This window comes from Niabella beijingensis, from assembly GCF_020034665.1.
GTDB classification, from domain to species: domain Bacteria; phylum Bacteroidota; class Bacteroidia; order Chitinophagales; family Chitinophagaceae; genus Niabella; species Niabella beijingensis.
Map to the genome: position 1 here is coordinate 536,476 of NZ_JAIQDI010000002.1, position 23,381 is coordinate 559,856.

Here is a 23,381-nt window from a genome sequence, read left to right on the forward strand (position 1 = left end):
TTCAGAAAATGAAAAAACGAAAATTAGGCAATACCGGTATCGAGGTGGCTGAGGTAGCTTTCGGAACGGTAGCACTGGGACTTCCTTACGGGATAGGGGTTGAGGATGAATCGCAGCTGCTCCCGGAAGAGGTAGCCATCCGGCTGTTAAGGGATGCGCTGGATCGGGGGATTAATTTTTTTGATACGGCCCGGGAGTATGGAAAAAGCGAAGCATTGCTGGGGCACGCATTCCGGGAGCGGCGTGAGGAAGTGGTGATTGCAACAAAATGCGCCCATCTGAGACTGAAGGATGGCACATTGCCGGGTGAATCTGCACTGACAGCAGCCATCGAACAATCGCTGATGGGCAGTCTTGAAGCGTTGCAAACCGGCTATGTGGATGTGCTGATGCTGCACGATAGTGATACCGAGATCATCCGGCATGCCGGGATAAAGAAACTATTTGAACAGTATAAGAAGGAAGGGATGATCCGCGCCACAGGGGTATCCACCTATACTCCACAGGAAACGGCAGCCGTGATCAACAGCGGCGGCTGGGATGTGGTACAGGTGCCCTTTAATTTAATGGATCAACGGCAGTCTGTTTTGTTTGAACGGCTGGAACAGCAGGGGATGGGGATTGTCATCCGTTCTGTTTTATTAAAAGGGTTATTAAGTAACAGGAGGCCGCAGCTGCATCCCGCACTGAAGGCCGTGGAGGAGCATATTGACTCCTATGGATCGCTGACCCGTGCTGCCGGATTAAGCCTGGCACAGCTGGCCACTAAATTTGTGTTGTCTTTTCCCCAGATATCTTCTGTACTTGTGGGGATCGACAGGACGGAATACCTTCGGGAAGCCCTGGATGCAGTAGCCGGAAATGCGCTGAAGCCGGAGCTGGTTGAACGGGCGCAGCGGGCAGCATTTAAAGACCCTGCTTTTTTGAACCTGCATCACTGGAGTGTTCAGGGATGGTTAAAATAACCGGGATAAAATGACCGGTGTGCTCTGTAAGAACGCCGCTTTAAATTATAAAACGATGATTAAATTAGGAATGATCGGAATGAGTGAAGGGAATGCACACCCTTATTCCTGGTCTGCCATTGTGAACGGACAGTTTGATGCAGCTGAAATCACAAGGATCGGTTATCCCGCAGTGGCGGCTTATCTGCAGGCCAATAAAGAAACACTCGGACTTCCGCAGGCACGTGTTACCCATGTATGGGCCCAGGAGCGGGAAATTGCCACCAGTATTGCACAGGCGGCAGGTATCGAACACATTGCAGGTTCCCTGGAGGAGATGGCCGGTAAGGTAGATGCAGTGCTTCTTTGCCGGGATGATCCGGAGCAGCATGTGGCAATGGCGGCACCCTTCCTTGAGGCGGGAGTGCCTTTATTTATTGATAAGCCCCTGGCGGCTACAGCCGCCGATCTGGATTGGTTTGCCACCCAGGCCGGAAAAGGGCGTTTTTTTATGTCGTGCTCCTCTATGCGCTATGCGGGGGAATGCAGGGCGCTGCGCCAGGAACTTCCCCATCTTGGTCCGGTACAACTGATCACGGCTGTTGGCAAAAAGGACTGGATAAAGTATGGGGTGCACATGCTGGAAGCCGTGTTTGCTGTTATTGGTGAAATCCGTGTCCGTTCCGTCCTCAACACAGGAGATGCAGGCAGGGAGATCGTGACCCTGGAATTCGTAAACGGATCCAAAGCCACCCTGCACTTATTTATGGATATTGCGCCAACGTTCCAGGTATCGGTATTTGGTAAGAATGGTTGGCGCATGGCGGAGATAAAAAACTCCTATGCCATGTTCCGCGATAATATCATCGAGTTTGTGCGGTCTGTTGAAGAGGGCCGCCCGCGGATCGCGTTTGAAGAAACAAAACGGATTATGAACATATTGATCGCCGCGCAGGAAAGTCGTGCCGGCGGCGGTATTAAAATAATGACGGACTGATTATGCATATAAAAGAATTGTTCAGCTTAAAGAAAAAGATCATTCTGGTTACCGGGGGTGCCGGCAACTATGGCCGATGTATTGTGGAAGGACTGGCAGAAGCGGACGGAAAGGTCATCACAGCTTCACGCAATCTCAGTACCAACGAAGCGTTTGTACAGGAACTAAAGGAAAGAGGACTGGATGTACATGCGCTGCCGCTTGATCAGGGAGATCCGGCATCCATAAAGGCACTGAAAATTGCGATTGAAAAACAATTTGGTGCTTTACATGTGTTTGTAAACAATGCAGTAGCCCGACCCATGGCGACTTACGACGCGCCTATGGAAACCTTTGCGGAATCCATGCGTGTGAATGCTACCGGTATGGTGGACCTGATGCGGGAAATGACAGCACTTATTGTCGCCAGCGGCGGCGGGAGTATTGTTAATATTGCTTCCATGATGGGGATGTTCGGACCGGATCTGTCCAATTATGAAGGAACGTCGATGACACAAAGCCCGCCACCGGATTATTATTTTCATAATGCCGGACTGATCAATCTTACGCGTTACTGGGCACGTATGATGGCCGGGAAAAATGTAAGGGTAAATTGTGTAAGTCCCGGGGGATTGTTTAATCACCAGCCGGAACAGTTCCTGAAAAATTATACAAAAAAAGTACCTTTGGGAAGGATGGCCAACAATGATGATATAAAAGGCCTGATGGTGTTACTGGCCTCCGAAGCCGGGGCCTATATCAACGGTGAAAATATCCTGATGGATGGCGGCCTCAATGCATAAAAAAAACAGCACATGTCTATACAATCGATCAATCCCCTGAACGGGAAAATCATCAAGAAATATAAAGAAGAAACGGCAGCTGCAGTGGCCGGAAAAATTAAAGCAGGCCACCAAGCATGGCTGAAATGGCGCAACACGTCTTTTGAAGAACGCGGACGGTTGCTACTGAAAGCTGCTGCTGTATTACAGCAGCAAAAGAAAACGCTGGCCGTATTAATGGCACAGGAAATGGGAAAGCCGTTGAAAGATGGCGTGGCGGAAATCGAAAAATGTGCATCTGTATGTGAGTATTATGCGAAAAATGGTGCTGCCTTCTTAAAAGATGAAAAAATAAAGACCGACGCCCGTAATAGTTTTGTTACGTATCAACCGGTAGGGGTGGTGCTGGCGGTAATGCCCTGGAATTTTCCTTACTGGCAGTGTTTCCGCTTTATCGCTCCGGCGCTGATGGCAGGTAATACCGGTTTACTGAAGCATGCTTCAAACGTACCCGGTTGTGCGCTGTCGATAGAGCAGGTGCTGCTGAAGGCGGGTTTTCCGAAAGGGGTATTCCAGACCCTGCTGGTGGGCAGCAGGTCTGTAAAAGGAATTATTGAACATCCGCTGGTAAAAGCGGTAACGCTTACGGGCAGCACGGAAGCCGGAAAACAGGTGGCAGCGCAGGCTGGTGGGCAGATAAAGAAGACCGTACTTGAACTCGGGGGCAGTGATCCGTATGTGATCCTGGAAGATGCCGACCTGGAGCTGGCGGCAACCATTTGCGCACAGAGCCGGCTGATCAATAACGGGCAAAGTTGTATTGCTGCCAAGCGATTTATTGTTGTAAGGAAGGTGGAAAAAGAATTCATCCGGTTGTTTAAAGAAAAAATGAGCAACAGGCAGCTGGGTGATCCTATGGACCCCGCTACAGCCCTGGGGCCGATGTCCCGTGCCGATCTGAGGGATGAATTGCACCAGCAGGTATTGAGAAATGTAGAAGAAGGTGCTGTTTGCATCCTGGGCGGAACGATTCCTGCATTCAAAGGGCGGCATGCTTTTTATACGCCAACGATCTTAACAGGTGTCAAAAAAGGAATGACCGGCTATCAGGAAGAACTCTTTGGTCCCGTTGCCTGTGTGATCACCGCACGTAACGAAGCACATGCTATAGAAATTGCCAATGACACCAGTTTCGGGTTAGGCGCCGCTGTATTCACAAAGGATATAAAAAAAGGCGAACGCATTGCGCGTGAAGCCTTACAGGCCGGCGCCTGTTTTGTAAATACGTTTGTCAAATCAGATCCGCGGGTGCCCTTTGGGGGGATCAATCAATCCGGCTATGGGCGCGAGCTGGGCAGCTTTGGTATCAAAGAGTTTGTGAATATTAAAACGGTCTGGCGCTAATGCCGTGCCCACCGGTTAAAGCACCTGCACGGTCATTTACTTTCATAATAAAATAGTATTAATCGATACGATAATATCAGCAATAAAAAAAATACCGGGTTAGATTTACTTTTTTAATACAAACCAAATAGTAACCCGGCGATGAAACGATTGTTGACTAAAAAAGGGCTGCTTATTGCAGCGATGCTTTACCTGGTGCCGCCTTCAGCTGCACAAAGTGATCTGCAACAGGTAGAGGGATTTGATACAGTGGTATTTCATTATGACGCCAACCGTGCGCGTCCTGTAAGAGATTTTCGCGGAACCACCCCCGGCTATATGACGGCGGGATGGTGGTCGGAAAGTCAGCTGCGCGATAACCGGCTTTCCTGGCGTACAGCGGTCGTTCCGGAAAAGAAAAGAACCACTTTTTCATTTATCGGAGCGAGTGCGGTGGTACCCGCAGCATTTTCAGAAGGGCCGCGGTTAAAGCTGCTGGTGAACGGCCATTATGCCCTTACATTTTTTATTGGCGCCACACGCGATTTTATATGGGAAGAAGGAGGCTACGAATTAAAATACCTTTCCCGGAGAACAGAGTTCCCTTATACCAGCGCCCACCGGCAATTTGAGCTGAACGGAAACAGCGGGATCTATCAGTTAACAGTTCCGGCTTCGGCGGTTGAAGCCGGGAAGTCCGTCGTGCTTGAGGTACAGCAGCAGCCGTTCAAGACATGGGAGCATGGGTGGTTCATGATAAAAAAATACCGGAACGTGCTGGAAAAACCCACTGTAGCCTCCTTGTCCTCCCAGGTTGAAGTACTGCGTAAGGATGTGAACCTGCTGAACGAACAAACACATATACTGGCCACCCAGCTCTACAGTGAAATGCTGGGACGCAGCGGGTTTGAACACCAAATCATTTATACCAACGGTTACCGGCACGAGCATCCTGCCGATCTGATCCGGCTTCAGAACGGGGAGCTCCTGTTGTTTACACGCGAAGCCACCGAGCATTTTGCCAATGATGGTGATATTGTAATGCTGCGTTCCAAAGATGACGGAAAAACCTGGGGTGGCCGGCAGGTAGTAAGCGCTGTTAAAGATCTTGACGAGCGGGAAGGGTGCGGCATCCAGTTAAAAGACGGCACCATTGTACTGGGTGTTTTTTACAATGATCTCTATAAAGCAGACGGGATCTACAACTGGGACGGTAAAGAAAAACTGCCCGAATTGAACCGGCCGCGGCTGGGAGCGCACATCATTACGTCCACAGATAACGGGAATACCTGGTCGGCACCGCATTTTATTGATCTGAAAGATATGCCTTTTAAAGGATTGGAAGGACCCACGGATGCACCGGTGGAGCTGCCGGATGGTTCTATGGTAATGGGAGTGATCGGATACGGTATTGACGGAGACAGTAAAAATATCGGATCGGTATTGATACGGTCAGCTGACAAAGGAAAGCACTGGAAATATGTAAGTACGATTGCCGGTGATCCCGGTGGTACGCATAAAGGTTTTGTAGAACCGGGTATCGTACGTACCCGATCTGGAAGGATCATTGCGGCGTTGCGGAACGGTGCAACGGAAGGCGCGATCTACATGACCTATTCGGATGATAACGGTAAAACCTGGGTGCCGGTGTGGAAGACGGATATGATCGGACACCCGGTAGACCTGGTGGAACTGAAGGATGGCCGCATTATGGCAACCTATGGGATCCGCGAGGGGCGTCATACACAGCCCGGCGGTATCCGGGCCTGCTTCAGCAGTGATAACGGCCGCACCTGGGATATCGCAACGGAAGTTCAGATCCGGAACGATTTTATCAACTGGGATGTTGGTTATCCTGAATCGCTAGAGCTGAAGGACGGAAAAGTACTTACCGTATATTATTTCAATCTTTTTGGTAAGTACTTTATAGGAGGCACCTTTTGGAAACCGGATGCGAAATAGATCATACCACGTAGCCGGCTGCATCAGCAGAACGCATAAAATTTAGCAGATCCTGTAAAATAGTACTAATGATGTAGCTCCGGACGGAGTAGCTTTGATACTGCCATTTGAAGAAGTCGCGTCGGTGAAAAAATTGTTTTTATCTGCCCGATGAGCGTGTGAAAGTGCCTGTAATACTGTAATGCTTCAGCATGTGCGGTGAATACGAGAAAAGATAACTGCTGTCTGCAGGCGCATCAGGTCCGCAGCAATTTTCAAAAATGCGTGAGAAAGGAATGCAAAGTGCATCCTTATGGCAACAATAATTGGTTGTCTGTAAAAATAAAATAATGCTTATGGTTTTTAATCGATGCTGCCTTGTTGCGGCAGGCCGGTGTATTGTATTGCTGATTTTGATAGTCTCATCACTTAATGGGATTGCGCAGGCGCAGAAGATCACCGGGGTGATCACCAATACGGAAGGGCTTACCGTTTCAGGTGTTAGTGTTCAGCTGAAGGGCGGGAACCGCGGTACCGTCTCCGATCAGGACGGCCGGTATCAGCTGACCGTTCCGGACGGATCAGGTGTGCTGGAGTTTTCTTCAGTAGGGTATAAAAGTCAGGTGCAGCAGATCAATAACCGTAATGCAATTAATGTGTTGCTGCAGCCGGACTCTTCGAATATGAATGAAGTGGTGGTAACGGGGTATACGGCAACCTTGCGGAAGGACCTCACCAGCGCTATTGGTACTGTAAATATGGAAGAGCTTCAGAAGGCGCCGGTGCCTTCTTTTGAACAGGCTCTTGCAGGCCGGGTTGCAGGAGTACAGGTATCTTCCCAAAGCGGGCGTCCGGGTTCAGGTATTGATATCATCATTCGCGGGGTCAGCTCCATCAGTCAGGCCAATGCTCCGCTATTCGTGATCGACGGCTTTGCGATAGAAAGCCCCGATAATAATATGATTGATCCGCAGAACATCGAAAGCATCTCCGTGTTAAAAGACGCTTCTGCCACTGCTTTGTACGGCGCCAAAGGATCCAACGGCGTTATTGTTATCACAACAAAAAAAGGCGTACGCGGACTTCCGAAAATTACTTACAACGGCAGCTACGGGGTCAGTGAGGTGCTAAAATACATGAAACTGCTGAACGCGTTTGAGTTTGTACAACTGCAGGCCGATGTAAGCACTTACAATAACCAGGGAAATGCTTTTTTATCAGGAGGCAAGGTTCTGGAAGATTACCGGCATGTGCAGGGTGTCGACTGGCAAAAAGAGCTATTTCGCACCGGCGCGCAGCAAAATCATTCCCTCAGTCTTACGGGAGGCACCAACGGAACATTGTATTCCATTTCCGGCAACTATTTTACACAGGATGGCGTTATGATCGGCTCTTCTTTCCGCCGGTACCAGGGCAAAATATCATTGGAACAGCAGGTGGGTAAACGTCTTAAAGTGGGCGGTACTGTTACTTACACCAATAACCTGATCAAAGGCACCGATCCCCAGAGTGGCCAGGTGAACGCTGTTTTTTACAATGTATATTCTTATCCGCCCATTTCCACGGTGGGCAGCGAGCAGTTGCTGGGGTTGATCCAGGATCCGGATGGAAGTCTAACCGACTACCGGATCAACCCGCTGCTCAACCTGAAAAACCAGGTGCGTAATAATATCAGCAATAATATCATTACCAATCTTTTCCTGGACTATAAGATTGCACCGTTTTTAAAACTGACCTTAAGAGGAAGTGCCAATAACCGTTTTGTAAGGGCAGATCAGTTTAACGGACCCAATACCCAGGCCGGGGTGCAGATCCCCAGTAATACCAATGGGATAAACGGAAGCGTGGTGAACTACCGGTATGATTATTATAATAATACCAATCTGCTTACATTTGATAAGACCTTTAATAAACTGCATCGTGTCAATATAGTACTGGGTACGGATATCCAGCGTGTGGAGTCCCGGGGGGCAGGGTATACGGGTATACAGTTATCAACCGATCTGCTGGGTGTAAGCGGCATCGATGCAGGACAGGTACGCCTGCCGCCGGTAGCTTCAGTAAGCTATAATACCATGGCATCCGGCATTGTCAGCGGCGCTTATAATTATGGCAGTAAATATTATCTTACATTCAATTTCCGTACCGACGGATCTTCCAAATTTGTAGGAGCCAATCGCTGGGGTTATTTCCCATCGGGAGCAGTGAAATGGAAATTTACCAATGAGAAATTTATTCCGAAGAACAAGATTCTTTCCGATGGCAATATCCGTTTTTCCTATGGAACCACAGGCAACAACCGTGTAAGCGATTTTGCAACGTATTCACAGATCAGCGTTACAGGTGGCCCCCTTTCCCTGAATGGTTCCAACCAGCCTTCGAGCATCCTTCAGACGACACTCTCCAATCCGGATCTGAAATGGGAGGTGAACAAGCAAATGGACCTGGGTCTGGACCTCGGTTTTTTTGAAAACAAACTCAACCTGACCGTGGATCTGTATAACCGGCGAACGGACAATCTACTCTATCAAACCCTTTTACCGCCCAATATGGGCTTTACCAGCTCTATTGTCAATATTGCAAGTATCTCCAACCGCGGATTGGAAGTAACACTTAATGCGCAGCTTATTAAAACAGCACAATTTTCTTACAGCTCCAATTTTAATATCAGTTTTAACCGCAACCGGTTGAACAAACTGAGCGACCCCACACAGGACGGCATTACCAGCACCATTAACTGGGACGCCAACTACAGCCCCATTCCGGCCTATATTGCCAAGATCGGCGGACCGCTTGGGCAGATATACGGACTGGTTTCCGATGGCCTTTATCAATACAGCGATTTTGACCGGATGCCGAACGGCTCCTATGTACTAAAGCCCGGAGTGGCAAGAAATACGCTGGGGAGCGCGGCGCCCGGCGGAATGAAATTCGTGGATATCAATCACGATGGGATCATCAATGAAAATGACCAGACCATTATCGGTAATGGCTATCCGGGAAACTATGGCGGATGGAGCAATAATCTGCGCTGGAAGAATTTTGACCTCAACCTGTTCTTCCAGTGGTCATACGGCACCAATGTTATCAACGCCAACCGTATGTGGTTCTCTACCGGTCTGGGAATCCAGAACCGGGGCAGTATCATGCCCTATCAGAATGTATTCCGGGAATTCATGGACCGTTGGAGCCCGACGAACCAGGACACCGATATCCCGGCCCTGGGACAGGCTACCAATAAATATTATGTCTCCCAGTTCGTGGAGGATGCCTCCTTTGTGCGGTTGAAAACGGTGAACCTCGGCTATTCCCTGCCTCAGAAAATGTTGTCGCGGTATAAGATCAGCAATCTCAGGATCTACATTGCAACAAACAACATTTTTACGCTGACTGGATACAAGGGATATGATCCGGAAGTGTCGGCTTTTTCATCCGCACTTACTCCCGGTTTTGATTACTCTACCTATCCCCGGCCATTTACAGCTGTTGCGGGCATAGACCTTTCATTCTAGCGGAAAAACAGTAGGCTTAATAACCTGATTAATTAAGAACATGAAAAAAATAATAATCGTTGTCCTGGTAATACTGCAGTTCTTTATGACAGGATGTAAGAAATTCCTTGACACCCGGTCGAATGATTTTCTGACGCCTAATATGGATTACTCTTCTGTACAACTGGCCCGGCAGGCGTTGAACGGTTGTATGCTCAATCTCCGGTCACAATGGATGTTCAGCGGCTGGTGGCAGGCCCGGGGCATTGCGAATACGGAGGACGGCGTTACCACTATTGTAAATGTGGTGTATTCACCGGCTACCTTGCTGAGCGATGCTACTGATGTAAATCTTGCCAGCAGATGGACCAACTGTTATCAGGCCATTCAGCGGTGTAATTTCCTGCTGGACCAGATGCAGAAATCCTCACTGGATTCGGCAAGCAAAGCACCCATCATCGGGGTGGCCCTGTTCCTGCGCGGTTTTTATTATTTTATACTGGCAGACGAATGGGGGGCGGTGCCGCTCCGTCTGGCACCTACCGCAGGTCCTGCGGATAAAGCACTTGCACGAAGCCCCGTTGCGGCCGTGTACGCGCAGATCCTGAAAGATATGGAGACCGCGGAAAAAATGGTTCCGGCTGCTGATGTACCGGGTTATGGCGGGGCTGGTTATCCCTCCAGATCCACGGTTCAGGGAATGCTGGCAAGGGTATGCCTTACCATGGCCGGGGCGCCGCTGCATGATGCCTCAAAATACCAGGAGGCGAACAAATGGGCGCAAAAGGTAATGAACTCCGGTCTGCATGAACTGAATCCCAGCTTTCAGCAGGTCTTTATCAATTATATCGCTGACAAATACGATCCCAAAGAAAGTCTGTGGGAACTGGATAATAATGTTGCAACTGCCGGAACACCGCTGGGATGTCATCTGGGCTACCTGGATGGTCCTGTAAGCAACGTGCCGGATACAGGTGTAATGGTTGGCCAGGTTTTCCCGACGAGGATCCTGTATAATATGTACCAGGCAAAAGATCAGCGGCGTGATTGGGTGATCTGCCCGTATTCTTACGGGAATAACTCCGGCAATGGTGCGCGTACGAACTGGTCCGCTACCCAGATCTATGAACGGAATATGGGACTGTACCGGTTGAATTATTCCCTGCCTCCGCATATCACTCAATCAACACCGGTCAACTGGCCCTTTCTGAGGTACTCGGATGTTTTATTAATGATTGCCGAGGCAGAGAATGCCGTCAGTGGAGGCCCTACACCACTGGCCTATTCCTGCATCAACCAGGTACGGAGGCGCGCCTGGGGAAAACTTCAGGCAGGGGCCGGTGATCCGGAGGAAGCAGACCTGGCCGCTAACCTGGACCAGGCGGCATTCTTACAGGCCGTACAGAACGAACGCCTGATGGAGCTTGCTTATCAGGGATTGCGCCGGCATGACCTGATACGCTGGGGATTGTATGAGCAGACCCTGCAAAAAATGAAGAATGATGTAAACGATGCATCACAACCCGCAGTAAATGCGACAAGGAAGAATTTTATAACAACGATTGTGAATAATTATCAGCCGAGAGACACACTGTGGCCGGTGCCGGTAATAGAACTACAGCAAAATTCATTGTGTACACAAAACCCCGGATTCTAAAAAAGATTACAATGAAAAGAAAACAACGATACCTGCAGGCTGCTATTTTATTGCTGGTATGTGCGTCCTGTAAGAAAGGAGTGGATGTGCCGCCACCGGTTTTTGATGTGGTTGCAAGCAATACAACGGTTGGTGTAGGCGATTCCATCACGTTCACTTTTACGGGAGGTGCCGATGCCATCACTTTTTGGGCGGGGGACTCTTCACGTATTTATGAGAACCGGCAGCGGATCACTATAAGCAATGGCACACCGCAGTTCTCCTTCGAGTCGCTGCGTCAGTTTGGAAATAACCCGGGAGTGGCCGACAGCACCATGCAGCTTTTTGCATCCAGGGATTATAACGGCATTTTATCGGTAAAGGACGTAGCCGCCGCTACCTGGATCAATCTCACTGACAAAGCACAGTGGTCTACCGGTATCAATTCAGAATATACGGCTTCGGGTTTTGTAGATCTTTCAGGTATCGCTTCAAAAAATGCAGAGGGACGGGATTCGGCCATTTACCTGGCATTCCGGTATCATGAGGCACAAAATGAGGCCACAAGACGCGCCTGGTACCTGCGGAATTATTCCGTGGACAACCTGCTGCCAGACGGCTCGAGAGTAAATGTAGCGGCCGGTAATATGTCGTGGGGTACTGTAATGGTAAAGGATTCGCTGCGTACCTGGTTTATTTATGCCACCTCCTCACTGATGTGGGGTGGTAATGCTGATTTTCCTGAAACCGAGGACTGGCTTATTTCACAGCCTGTTTTCCTGGATCGTATCAAACCGGACCTGGGGACAAATGTGAAATTGAGCAATACTACGATTCAGAAAGAATATACCTTCCCCGGATATGCAAGGCCCGGCATCTATGAGGTGGTATTTGTGGCAACGAATGTAAACCGCTGGGATGAAAAGAACATTGTGAAACGTATTAAAATAACTGTTCAGTAAACATATTTTTTGGCCTGTGCCTGATTATTTAAACTCCATATCATGAATCCTGTTCCTGTAAAACAGTTTCTTTATTTATGCCTCATTGCTGTTTTTTTTACGTCCTGTACAAAAAAGGGAAGCTACGAAACAGTACCCGGTGCCGTAAACCTTTATCAGGTAATAACAGACGATAAAGCCAGCTTTTCGGTATTTAAATATGCCGTGGATCAGGCCGGTATGGCGGAAGAACTGAAAAGCGGTAACTATGCATTGTTCGCTCCCACAAATGCTGCCTTCTCCGGAGCGGGGATCACAACTGCCATGCTGTATAACATGCCCAGGGATTCGGTGGTATGGCTGGTCAAAAATCACCTGCTGCCCGGTAACACCGATATTATGGTACAGAATAACGGGCAGATCCTTAATGCGGCCAGCGGGTTTCCGCTGCTGGTGCAAAAGACGGGGGATAATGTGTACCTGAACGGAGGGGATGTAATGCGGAGTAATATAAAAGTAACGAACGGCAGTCTGAATGTGATCAATACACTTTTATTCAGCAGGTCCTCGATCTTTGAACGGCTGAATGCCTATAACGGCGCGCCGTTTTCAGTTTTAATAGCCGCTATTATAAAGGCCAGCGAAGGCAGTACCAACTACCGAGTATTGCTGAGCGATCCGGAAGCTGCCTATACGTTGTTTGCACCTACCAACGCCGCATTTACAGATGCAGGGCTGGCAAATGTAGCAGCGGTACAGGCATTGAGCGCAGACAGCTTGTCGAAGATACTGAGTTATCACCTGCTGGAGCACCGGAAGCTGATGCCGGACTTTGCAATAAGGACGCCGCTTGCTGCATTGAACGGCGTTCCGGTTTATTTCGATGTGTACCGGACCAACCCCTGGCTGGGAAGTATGGGATATGCAGAAGGCGTTCTTCTGGGAGGCGGCGCTTCAAATATGACGGCCGGCAGGGGAGTAATCCATAGCGTGGGCCGGCTGCTTCCCAAACCGATCGTCATGAATTCCCTGCAACGCATTCAATCGGATACAAGCCTCAGTTATTTTTATGCTGCCGTGGAGGCGGCAGGAACTACCGGAGGGATCAACTTCAGCGGACTGCTGACACAGAACGACAGCAGTTATACAGTTTTTGCGCTTAACAACAACGGCTTTCGCCTGGCCGGGTATCCTACAACCGAATCGTTAAAAGCGGCAACTCCTGAAACACTTTCGCGGATATTGCGCTATAGTTTTGTGAACGGCCGTATTAATAATATCTCCGTATCCAGTAACAGTACAGTACCTACATTACTCTCCGCCGTAAACCCCGCCGACGGGAATTTGCGTTATACGCCGGTCACCGTATTTTATAGCGGCACCGGTGTAAGCAGTACGGGCTATGCTGTTCAGGGTGGCTCCAACAGCAACGGCATCAATGTGCTTTCCCGGAATATCGTTACTACCAACGGTATCGTAAATATTATCGGACAGATGCTGCTTCCTTAGCCATGGTTGCCATCAATCCTTAAAACTGAAATATGATAAAACCTTTTTATAACGCTAATTATTCTCTTTACTGGTTGCTGACGCTTGCTGCTGTCCTTGGCGCAACGGGTGTTTTCGCACAGCCTGCGGATAACACGGGCACTTTTGTTTACAGTGCAGCGCCTCATAAACCCCTGCGGATCTGGTTTGATTATTATCATCATTCATTGCCCAATACCAGGGTAGGCAATCACCTCGTTACCGGCAGCTGGATCGCCGGAGCAGGGCGGTATGCCTGGAATGATTTTGTACACTCCAATACTTTTGACCCGGTGTTTACAGCACTGGGCGATGAGCACCAGATTACGATCGGGCGGCAGCCCTTTACCCAGGAAGTATTGGCTGATCAGGAGGCGGTGCTGATCCTCAATCCCGATAATCCCAAAGTAGTACCGGAAGTACCGGCCGTTTCAGATAAAGAGATCGCAACGCTTATTGATTTTGTAAACCGTGGCGGAAGCCTGATGATTATGATCAACGCCACTACGCCCGACAGATCTGCCGAGGATTTCGAAAGCATACAGCTCAAAAAACTGGTGAATGCTTTTGGCCTGGCCTGGAATTTTGATGACACGCATTATTCCGATGTGCCCATTGGAAATGCCCATCCCTATTTTTATGATGTACCGGTATTTCATTATGGCGCGGGCTGTACCCTGAAAATACTGCCGGGGGCTGTTAAGCCGGAAGTGCTTATGGAAGTGGCTTCTGATGCCGGTTATCCCGACCGTCATGTGCGCGGTGCGGGCATCGTGCAGGTACGACCGGGAAAGGGGAAAGTGATCCTGGTAGGGGACATTGGCTCCTGGACCGGAAATATGTCGCGCCCCTGGGCGGAGAATGAGCGGATATTAAAGCAGTTGTTCCGCTACCTAAAACCGGATCGTGAGGTACACCCGGCACGGTATAACAAAGATGCGGCATTTAACTATAAGATAACGGTTGCCGGATTGCAGGCCATACCGGTAGCCAACTCACTTTCGGCATTGCCTAAACCAGTTTACCGGCTGTTCCATCCGCGTGAAAAAACGGGTATGCCTTACCTGGAAGGAACGGCAACCGTTTCGTTGATAAGCAATGGGCTTAACGGGCAAAAGGCGGCAGCGCTTGAAGCCCGTATCGGGAAGTTCAGCTGGTTCGACAGCACTGTGGCCGCTGCCGGAGAATCGGTGCGCTTTATAGCCAGCAGACAGGGAAAAGCAACAGATATTAAAACAAACGGTACAACTGCCGGCTGGCTGGCACCTGATATTGCTTCACTGATCGCGTTACTGCCGGTGGATGGGTTACAGCCCGGTGATCGATGGGAAAGCCTGGAAACGCTGCGTATACCTGCTTTCCAGGGAACGGATCTCCCTCCCGTGCGGCAACTGGAGCTACCGGTTACTTATGTGCAGGATGAAATGGTGAACGGTATCAGATGCAGGCTGCTGCGTACGGCGGAGGAACTGTGGCTGAAAGATCTGGATATCGGTGTGCCCGACCTGCTGACCTCAACCGCCGTGGATAAAAAACGGTTAACCGCCTACCGGTATTACAATGAACGCGGAGGAAAGCTGTTGTTTAAAAGGGAACAATGGGTAAATGCTGCCACTGGAGTAGTGATGAAGGCACGTACCCAGACCCGTGTGCTGGCATGGATAGCGGATGCACGGAAACCCGTTGATAAAAGCAACGCGGATAAAGACAATAATATGATTCTGTCGCTGGCGCAGACCATTACAGCCGAATTACAATAAAACCGGTACCGGTGTAAAATAAAACAGAATGATCCTGAAAACAGTTAACATGCAAATCTTTCTTTTTTTATTCCTGTCAGGGCTTGCCCTTTCGGGCCGGGCACAGCAGCCGGCTGCGCTCATCACTATTAAAGATCCCTCTTTCCGATCCGGAAGGGGATTACAGGAAGGTATTGCAGCTTATGATGCTGCGGCATTCCGCTATCTTCAGCCGGGAAAAACAGTACTCAATATCCGTATGAAAGCACCGGTAGTAATTTCCGTGGCATCAAAGCCGGAGAAATGGGGCTTTTTTCAGTTCCCCAATATCGATCGTACCGCCGGAGGTGCCATTGTTGCTAAATGGAACCTCGCTAATGATGCAATAGAGGCTTACGGCACAGATACGCAGGGCACGGCAGTTTCTACCGATGGTGGAATGAGCTGGCGGAGTGAACCGACGGAAGAGCCGGGTAATGCAGTGCTGCTGCCGAATGGAGACCGCCTTGCCATCTACACACCCAAACCGGTTCCCGTAAAAGAGCTGCAGCTGCTGGAACCGGTGGGGATCGGCCATGAGAATTACCGCAAATCAAATCTTACTTTTTATCGGTTGCACGAACTTCCGGAAAGCAGACAGGGTGTTTGTTTTAAACGATTGAAAAAAGGAGGATCAAAATGGGAAGTGGAAAAAGCGACCCTGGATGACCCGCAGGCAGCACGTTACAGTCTGGCAGGACTGGTGCCGATTGTCTGGTGGGGCGATATAAAAGTGGCAAAAGATGGTGCGCTGGTTGCCGGCATCTATCCCGGCTTTTTGATTGATGAAAACGGAGTGACCGATCCCCGTTCCGGAGCGTTCTTCTACCGCTCCACAGACAACGGCCATCACTGGAGCATCCTGGGGAGGATCCCGTTCCGGCTGGATGCTGCGGGTGATTCGGTTTCCGCAAAAAGGATGGGTTTTACAGAGCCTGCTTTTGAGATATTGAGGGATGGTACCTTCCTGTGCGTGCTCCGTACCACGGATGGTGCGGGTATTGGTCCGATGTATGGCAGTTATTCAAAAGATCAGGGAAAAACCTGGTCGAAGCCCCGCGTCATCACCCCGGCAGGTGTGTTGCCGCGACTGCTGAAACTTTCGAATGGTGTGCTGGTACTGGCTTCCGGCCGCCCCGGAGTACAGCTGCGGTTTTCAACCGATGCCAGGGGCATGCAGTGGTCGCGGGCCTTTGAAATGCTGCCGCATGATAATGATTTCAGAAAAGAACTGAATGGTGGTTCCGCGCAGGTTTCCTGCGGGTATACGGGATTGCTGCCCACGGGACCAGACAAGTTCCTGATCATTTATTCCGATTTTCATTATCAGGCAACCGGAGGGGCTGTCCGCAAAGCCATCAAAGTACGCGAGGTGACAGTGGATAAAAAATAGAAGCATAGTGATAAAGGATCGAACGCGGCCGCACTTCTCGATGGTCTGAACAATTGTAAGTGTAAAAACGGCTTCTGTTACTTATAGGCTTCGTTTCCTTTTTCTTCGCTTACAGCAGTGGCGTTGAATTTACCGGCAAGTGTTTTGAAATAGGAGGAGAGCCCTACCACATCTGCGCCCACACTTACAAACTGGTAACCCATCTTGCGGAATTTATCAACATGGTCGATGCCGCCCGTAGTGCCCGCAAATTTTCCGTGTTTCCGTGCCAGTTCGGCCACACGCGTTCTTGCTTTCAGTAATTCCGGATGATTGAAATCGCCGGGAGCACCAATGCCCTGACTGAAATCACCCGGACCAAAGAACAGCATGTCGTAGCCTTCAAGTGCGGCAATGGCTTCCAGTTCCTCCAGTGGTTCGGGGTCTTCGATCTGCAGGACCACGAACCGTTCCCGGTTTGCTGTTTCCAGGTAAGTGCCAAAGTCCATATTGGTATAGGCGCCATCTGCATTTCCTCCATCGATCGGCCGGCGGCCCAGTGGGTGAAAGCGGGTCATGTACACTACATTTTTTGCATCTTCAAGGTTCATAATATGCGGCACCATGATGCCGGTGGCATCCATCTCAAGGGGCTTGATGAGATCGCTGTAGCTGCCCCGCGGCACCCGTACCATCAGGTCGGCATCATATGCCTTGGTGGCCCATACCTGACTGTTGAGTACGTCCCATCCCGGAGTACAATGTTCCTGATCTACCCAGATACAGTCAAACCCGCAGCGCGCGGCTATTTCAGCCACCTGCGCGTTTGAGATGTTTATCTTGATACAGCTGGCAAAACCGCCGCTTCTTAGTTTTTGTAATACCCTGCTTGCTCTCATTGCGTATCTGTATTTTATACTGAATTGATATTGTTGTTAACGGCGTCGGTGACTGCTACGCCTTCCGGTTGTCTCCACTCTATCCTAGAAGAGACTACTTGTACAGCGCCGGGGTAATCCCGGCTATTAAGGTAATCATTATTCTGCCTCGCGCGCCGCGATTCTAAGGATCGCATAAGCGGCGGCAGCGCGTACATCAGCGCCGGCGGGGCTTTGTGCGTCATAAAGACCATTATTGTGTTCATTGTTCAGGTATGCAGAAAGAATGAGAAGGTGCTCGCAGGTGCCCTGTTCTGCCAGTGCCTGTGCCAGTTCGATCCGCTGACTGGCGTTGAATTGCTCCCAGTGATCCTGCATTTTCGTTTTTATTTTTTTGAACAGTTCTTCATTGCCTCCGGTATACGTTACAAAAGCCGTATACAGCAGGTTGTTGCGTAATCCGCCGGAAACGGGTTCTTTCATGGCCCTTTCTGCAAATGAATGCCATTCGCCCGGGTTCAGGTCCTTTGATTTTAGCAATACATACGCACTTATTTTCCGGATGATGGAATCTTCGTCACTAAATGCCATTTCGATAAACCGGCGCTTGTTCTTTTCCTCCAGTTCTTTTGAAGTATAAGAAGTGGCCCATAACGTATAGGTCTGAAGGATGCGGCTGGTATCTTCCAGTGCAGCATCGGTGGCATCCGGGTACTGCTGCACCGGGGAGGTCTTCAGCTTGGCAAGTGTTTCTGCTGCGTGGATGCGGTCGGGGGCCGTGGTATCCCCGAAAATGCTGAGCACGTTGTTCAGCCATTGTTTTTTCTTTTCCGGATCCGAGGCTGTCTGATACAGTACTCTTGAAATACCGATGCGGTATTTCGGCTCCTGCTGATACGACGCGTATTCTGCCTGGTAGGCCTGTTCCACTTCGCGAATGTCCTGCTGCAGCCAGATAAGGTATTCAGCCGCGTGGACCTTCACCCACAGGGTATTGTTTTTTAATACGGCGCGCAGTTCATGCAGCGCCTGGTCTTTTAATGGTTGGTCGATGGTACAGGATGGCATACAGGAATTATTAAGAATGGCAAGCAGGCAAATAGTAATAAAAACCTTCATTGACTTTAATTTGATGAGGAACGGGTACGTGCGTAGAAACCTTTGATCATAAACAGCAGCAGGGCACAAAGGATCATAGTGATACCTGCTATTTTAAATAATACCTGGGTGTTTACCGAAGCATCCCTTAGAATACCTCCGGCGTAAATGCCCAGTCCGCCTACAATACAGGCGAACATATTCAGTATGCCATAGCCCGTAGCCCGGTATTTTTCGTCCGAGACCATACAAAGAATGGGCATGAGGTTGGTATCCGTAAACGTACGGGTAAGTGCGTATACCATAAAGCCTCCGATGGCAAGGGCCATTATGCTGGTGGAGCCAGCTATAAATGCTGCAGGCGCTGCGATCAGTAAACCCACGGCAGGAAGCAGGATGCGCGCATAGTTGTTTTTCCGGTGCCAGCGGTCTGCCAGGATACCGCCTAAAATAACTCCGACAAAGCTAAAAGGGTAGACATACCAGGTGGCATAGACGCCTGCCATGGTTTGCGAAAGATTGAAGTGCTCTTTATAATAAGTGGGCAGCCAGCCTACGATCATCCATCCCACAACGCCCAGCAGTCCCCAGAAAATGACCAGCAGGATAAAATTGCGGCCTTTAAAAAGCACGTTGATGCCATCGAGGAAGCTGATCTTCTGCGCGGCGCTCCCCCGATCGTCAGGTGTCGTGCTTCTGCGGTCGGGAGTATCTTTTAATGTAAAAAACATAACCACTGCGTAGAGGATCCCGAATGCGCCAAAAACGGTGAAGGCATCGCTCCAGTGATGATTCTCTGCGATCCATCCCCCCAGGAATCCCATCGACTGGCCGATCATGATGCCGCCGTTATGAACACCGGTGGCCAGTGAGCGGGTATTGCCGCGGTGATAGTCGGAGATCAGCGCCAGTGCAGCGGGGATATAACAGGCCTCGCTGATCCCCATCAATGCGCGGGTGGCCAGCAATTGTTCAAAATTTTGTGCATGAGCAGTGAGCCAGGTTACAGCCGACCAGATAAAAAGACTGACAATGATTACCCTGCTGCGGCTGAACCGGTCGGCAAGGTATCCTGCATAAGGACTCAGCAATCCGTATACCCATAAAAAAACAGAGGTCAGCAATCCGAACTGTGCATCGGTCATGGGAATGGCTTCAACGATGGAGCCGCGCATGGTGGTCAGCATGATGCGGTCGAGATAATTCAAAAAGCCGACGACAAATAAAAGAAGAACAGTAAGCCAGGCGCCACGCAGGGGTTTGATATGCTGCTTTAGATCGTTATTGATAATCATCGGACCGAAGATAGTTCCTACAAGATAACAATCTTGTTACTTTTTTTTTCGATTGTGGTATTATATTTCAAAGGAATGGATGTGAGAGACTCCGGAATTGGGAACTGAGATTTGAGATGGCAGCAGTCTGCTTTAATTGCCGTGTCCTGAAAAAACCGGACAGGACTCTCAATGCCGGAGTCTGATAGTTGGAAGTTAAGATCTGAGAACCGGGAGCCGGGCGTCGAGACCTGCAGTGCTGCCTCAGGTCTGATAGCTGACCGCTGCCAGCTGAAAGCCGGGATTTGACAGTGAAGCAGCAGGTACCGTCTCAACTCTCAAATCTGAGATCTCAATTCTCAAATCTCACCGCTCCCTCAAAGTATAAAAATATTAATAGTACAAAAAATAGTACTGCATATACCGTTCAGGCTGGTCTAAATTTGAATTTATCTGATATCAAAAAATTGCATTATGAATACAACAGATTATGCCTCTGTAAAAAAAGCGTATGACCACGACGGATATGCCTTCCTTCCTGCCTTTTTGAGCGAGGAGGAGATCACCAGGATCAGAGAGGAGCTCAACACCTTTATCGCACAGCAGGTTCCCGGAATGCCGCCCGGTTATGTTTTTTACGAAGATAAGAGCGACCCTGCCACACTGAAACAACTCCAGGATATGCACCGCTACAGTCCTTTTTTTGAAAAAATGCTGGAAGGGAGCCGGTTTGAGGAACTGGCTGCCGTATTGCTGGACGATACGGCGGTTCCGAAAAATATCGAATACTTCAATAAGCCTGCGCACATCGGCAAGGCAACACCACCGCACCAGGATGGATATTATTTTATGCTGAAGCCGGTAAAGGCCATTACAATGTGGCTGGCGCTGGAACCTGCCGATGAAACCAATGGTTGCGTACGCTATATAAAAGGATCGCATTTAAAACCCATGCGCCCGCACGGACGTACACAAACACTGGGGTTTTCCCAGGGCATCACCGATTATTCGGAACAGGATAAAACAGAAGAAGTGTTTTTCCCGGCAAAGGCGGGAGATTTGCTGGTTCATGATGCCATGACCATTCACCGTACCGATCCGAATGGAAGTGCCCGCTCCAGGAAGGCACTGGGGTTTATTTATTTCGGAGCCTCTGCAAAAGAAGACCTGGAGGCTAAAGCAGCCTACCAGCAACGATTGCATGAAGAACGGTTTGAAAAAAATGAAAAATAATTTTCGCCTGTTGCAGCTGTTGCGGGGTACCACGCGGTATCTCAGTAATGATCTTTTTGCAGCTTTCGCTATAATGGTTGTTTTTTTACTGACTGTTTTTGGTGCAGGTGCACAGCAGGTCCATCGTGTGACTGCTGTTAAAAACCGGCTTCAGCCATTGACTGCGGAAGCAGTGAATATCCGCGGGTATCTCGGTGAGAAAATTGAATTGTGCATCCGGAACCGCGTTCAGCTGCAGCCTGCAGGCCCTTTCCTCCGGATATTTAAAACCAGGAACCTTGATCCGGGTGGCTATTGGGGTGAGTTCATTGGCAAGTGGGCGGCAGCAGCAGCGCTGGCCTGCCGGTACCAGTCCAATCCTGCATTAAAAGAGAAAGCCCGTGTGGCGATGGATGAGTTGATCCGGACACCTTCTGAGAACGGATATATTTCTACCTATAATGCCGGAGACGCATTTACAGTATGGGACATCTGGATACAGAAATATGTGCTGCTCGGACTGATCGCTCAGTATGAAGTAACCGGTAACCGGCAGTATCTCGGGGCGGCGCAGAAAAGTGCCGGCTATCTGCTGAATAAAACCGGACCGGGGAAAATTAGCCTCGAAGCATATGGCCCGCCTTTTCATAAAGGAGGGGTGAACTTTTCTATCCTGGAACCAATGGTGCTGTTGTATGAATATACGGGCGACAGCAAATACCTGCAATACAGTAAATATATTGTGGCATCCTGGAGCAGGCCCGGAAAATATTCCCCGAAAGGGCTGCGGTTGATCGAAAATGCGGAAGCCGGTTTGCTGCCGGTGCAGTACGAGGTACGCCATGCGTACACACTCATGTCCGACTTCGAAGGATTATGCGAGCTTTACCGGGCCACCGGTCACCGGCGCTATCTGGAAGCCTGTATCCGGTTTGCCCGTGCGGTTGAGCGTTATGAACTGATGATCACCGGAACGGTATCCAATCATGAAATGTGGTACAATGGCGCGTTATCGCAAACAGGTACGCTGGAGCAGCCTAACGAAACCTGCGCAACAGTTACCTGGATGAAACTTTGTTATCAGCTGCTGCGTCTTACCGGCGATCCGCACTGGGCCAATAACATGGAAACGTCGTTGTACAACGGGCTGCTGGGTGCCATGATGCCCAGGGGCGAATGGTGGGCCTATCATTCCCAGCTGAACGGACAACGGATGCCCAGCCGTGTACAGGGTTGCGATATCAGCTGCTGTGTCTCCAGCGGGCCCAGAGGCCTGCTGATCACACCGGAATGGGCCGCGATGAAAACCCCCGGCGGCGGACTTACGATCAACCTCTACAATGCTGGCTCCATTGACCATCGTATGCCGAACGGACAGTTGATACAAATCAAAGAAGAGACGGATTATCCGGTATCGGGTCTTGTACGGTTTACGGTTCATACGTCACAACCGGCCACCTTACAGTTGGCACTGCGTATACCAGCCTGGAGCAAAAAGACAAAACTAAAAATAAATGGCCGGGCCGTTCACGTCGAAGCTGGCGCATATGCTGTTCTCAACCGTACCTGGAAGCAGGGGATCAGGTTGAACTGGAACTGGACATCCGCGGCCGCATTGTACATGCCCCGGGCGGCACAGAACAGGCCGTGGTACGTGGTCCGGTGGTACTGGCTTTGGACAACCGCCTGGTACAGGAACAGGATACTGCCATATGGCTGATCCCCGACTCCCGCCATTTTGAACTATTCCCCAATAATCCGAAATACCGGTTCATAGGTCCCGTACATGATTTTGACAGCCGTAAAAGGGACGTATATATTGATCTGAAAGCAGTAGCGGTGCCGGATAAAAATATCCGGATGGCCTTTGAAGTGCCCTTTACAGATCGCCCGGTGTTTCATATTCACCGGGAAAAAAAGATCATTATGTGCGACTATGCTTCTGCCGGCAATCAATGGAACGATTCGAACTTTTACCGGGTCTGGCTGCCACAGCCCCTCTATATGGGTAATATGTACGCACGAAATACATGGAAACTGATGGGCTATGGTCTGAAAGCTCCGGTAAAAGTACCTCAATACATTACCAAAGCACTGCAGCAGGAATGATACTGCCTGGGTTTACCGGATCCTTGCCTCAAAATTGCT

General features: G+C 49.7%; 17 protein-coding genes. 14 read left to right on the forward strand and 3 right to left on the reverse strand.

Going from position 1 to position 23,381, the window contains the following annotated elements; genetic code table 11:
* Positions 1-8: 8 nt before the first annotated feature.
* From K7B07_RS18355 to K7B07_RS27960, 11 genes are all read left to right on the forward strand, one after another.
* Entirely contained in the window at positions 9-965 is a 957-nt protein-coding gene (locus K7B07_RS18355; RefSeq protein WP_223711986.1) for an aldo/keto reductase, read from the forward strand.
* A gap of 55 nt (positions 966-1,020) precedes the next feature.
* A complete protein-coding gene (locus K7B07_RS18360; protein ID WP_223711987.1) occupies positions 1,021-1,941 on the forward strand; it encodes a Gfo/Idh/MocA family protein in 921 nt (306 codons plus the stop codon).
* Positions 1,942-1,943: 2 nt separating this feature from the next.
* On the forward strand, positions 1,944-2,723 hold the full coding sequence (locus K7B07_RS18365; protein ID WP_223711988.1) for an SDR family oxidoreductase: 780 nt from the start codon (positions 1,944-1,946) through the stop codon (positions 2,721-2,723).
* 12 nt (positions 2,724-2,735) lie between these two features.
* A complete protein-coding gene (locus K7B07_RS18370; RefSeq protein WP_223711989.1) occupies positions 2,736-4,106 on the forward strand; it encodes an NAD-dependent succinate-semialdehyde dehydrogenase in 1,371 nt (456 codons plus the stop codon).
* 141 nt (positions 4,107-4,247) lie between these two features.
* The gene (locus K7B07_RS18375; RefSeq protein WP_223711990.1) at positions 4,248-6,047 is read left to right on the forward strand and encodes a sialidase family protein; all 1,800 of its coding nucleotides are present in this window, start codon (positions 4,248-4,250) and stop codon (positions 6,045-6,047) included.
* Positions 6,048-6,382: 335 nt separating this feature from the next.
* Positions 6,383-9,538: a SusC/RagA family TonB-linked outer membrane protein gene (locus K7B07_RS18380; RefSeq protein ID WP_223711991.1), complete on the forward strand. Its 3,156-nt coding sequence runs from the start codon at positions 6,383-6,385 to the stop codon at positions 9,536-9,538.
* Between the two features lie 40 nt (positions 9,539-9,578).
* Positions 9,579-11,174, forward strand: coding sequence for a RagB/SusD family nutrient uptake outer membrane protein (locus tag K7B07_RS18385; protein WP_223711992.1), 1,596 nt, complete (start codon positions 9,579-9,581; stop codon positions 11,172-11,174).
* An 11-nt stretch (positions 11,175-11,185) separates the two neighbouring features.
* Complete coding sequence (locus K7B07_RS18390) at positions 11,186-12,115, forward strand: DUF5017 domain-containing protein (protein WP_223711993.1); 930 nt, start codon at positions 11,186-11,188, stop codon at positions 12,113-12,115.
* A 42-nt stretch (positions 12,116-12,157) separates the two neighbouring features.
* Positions 12,158-13,603, forward strand: coding sequence for a fasciclin domain-containing protein (locus K7B07_RS18395; protein ID WP_223711994.1), 1,446 nt, complete (start codon positions 12,158-12,160; stop codon positions 13,601-13,603).
* A gap of 32 nt (positions 13,604-13,635) precedes the next feature.
* A complete protein-coding gene (locus K7B07_RS18400; protein ID WP_223711995.1) occupies positions 13,636-15,381 on the forward strand; it encodes a hypothetical protein in 1,746 nt (581 codons plus the stop codon).
* 49 nt (positions 15,382-15,430) lie between these two features.
* Positions 15,431-16,792, forward strand: coding sequence for a sialidase family protein (locus K7B07_RS27960; RefSeq protein WP_262903583.1), 1,362 nt, complete (start codon positions 15,431-15,433; stop codon positions 16,790-16,792).
* A 77-nt stretch (positions 16,793-16,869) separates the two neighbouring features.
* Here K7B07_RS27960 and K7B07_RS18415 read toward each other — a convergent pair whose 3' ends face one another.
* The 3 genes from K7B07_RS18415 to K7B07_RS18425 all read right to left on the reverse strand — a co-directional run bounded on the left by K7B07_RS18415 (position 16,870) and on the right by K7B07_RS18425 (position 20,042).
* Positions 16,870-17,670, reverse strand: coding sequence for an HpcH/HpaI aldolase family protein (locus K7B07_RS18415; RefSeq protein WP_223711996.1), 801 nt, complete (start codon positions 17,668-17,670; stop codon positions 16,870-16,872).
* A gap of 138 nt (positions 17,671-17,808) precedes the next feature.
* On the reverse strand, positions 17,809-18,768 hold the full coding sequence (locus K7B07_RS18420) for a hypothetical protein (protein WP_223711997.1): 960 nt from the start codon (positions 18,766-18,768) through the stop codon (positions 17,809-17,811).
* 5 nt (positions 18,769-18,773) lie between these two features.
* Entirely contained in the window at positions 18,774-20,042 is a 1,269-nt protein-coding gene (locus K7B07_RS18425) for an MFS transporter (RefSeq protein WP_223711998.1), read from the reverse strand.
* Between the two features lie 453 nt (positions 20,043-20,495).
* On the opposite strand from K7B07_RS18425, the gene K7B07_RS18430 reads away from it, so the two are divergent.
* Genes K7B07_RS18430 through K7B07_RS18440 form a run of 3 tightly spaced genes read left to right on the forward strand, consistent with a single transcriptional unit; the run spans position 20,496 to position 23,342 of the window.
* Positions 20,496-21,254 (forward strand): phytanoyl-CoA dioxygenase family protein, encoded by a 759-nt coding sequence (locus K7B07_RS18430; RefSeq protein ID WP_223711999.1) that lies wholly within the window; start codon positions 20,496-20,498, stop codon positions 21,252-21,254.
* Positions 21,244-22,953, forward strand: a complete 1,710-nt coding sequence (locus K7B07_RS18435; protein WP_223712000.1) for a beta-L-arabinofuranosidase domain-containing protein — start codon at positions 21,244-21,246, stop codon at positions 22,951-22,953. The genes K7B07_RS18430 and K7B07_RS18435 overlap by 11 nt, the downstream gene beginning before the upstream one ends.
* On the forward strand, positions 22,896-23,342 hold the full coding sequence (locus K7B07_RS18440; protein WP_223712001.1) for a hypothetical protein: 447 nt from the start codon (positions 22,896-22,898) through the stop codon (positions 23,340-23,342). The genes K7B07_RS18435 and K7B07_RS18440 overlap by 58 nt, the downstream gene beginning before the upstream one ends.
* Positions 23,343-23,381: the final 39 nt, after the last annotated feature.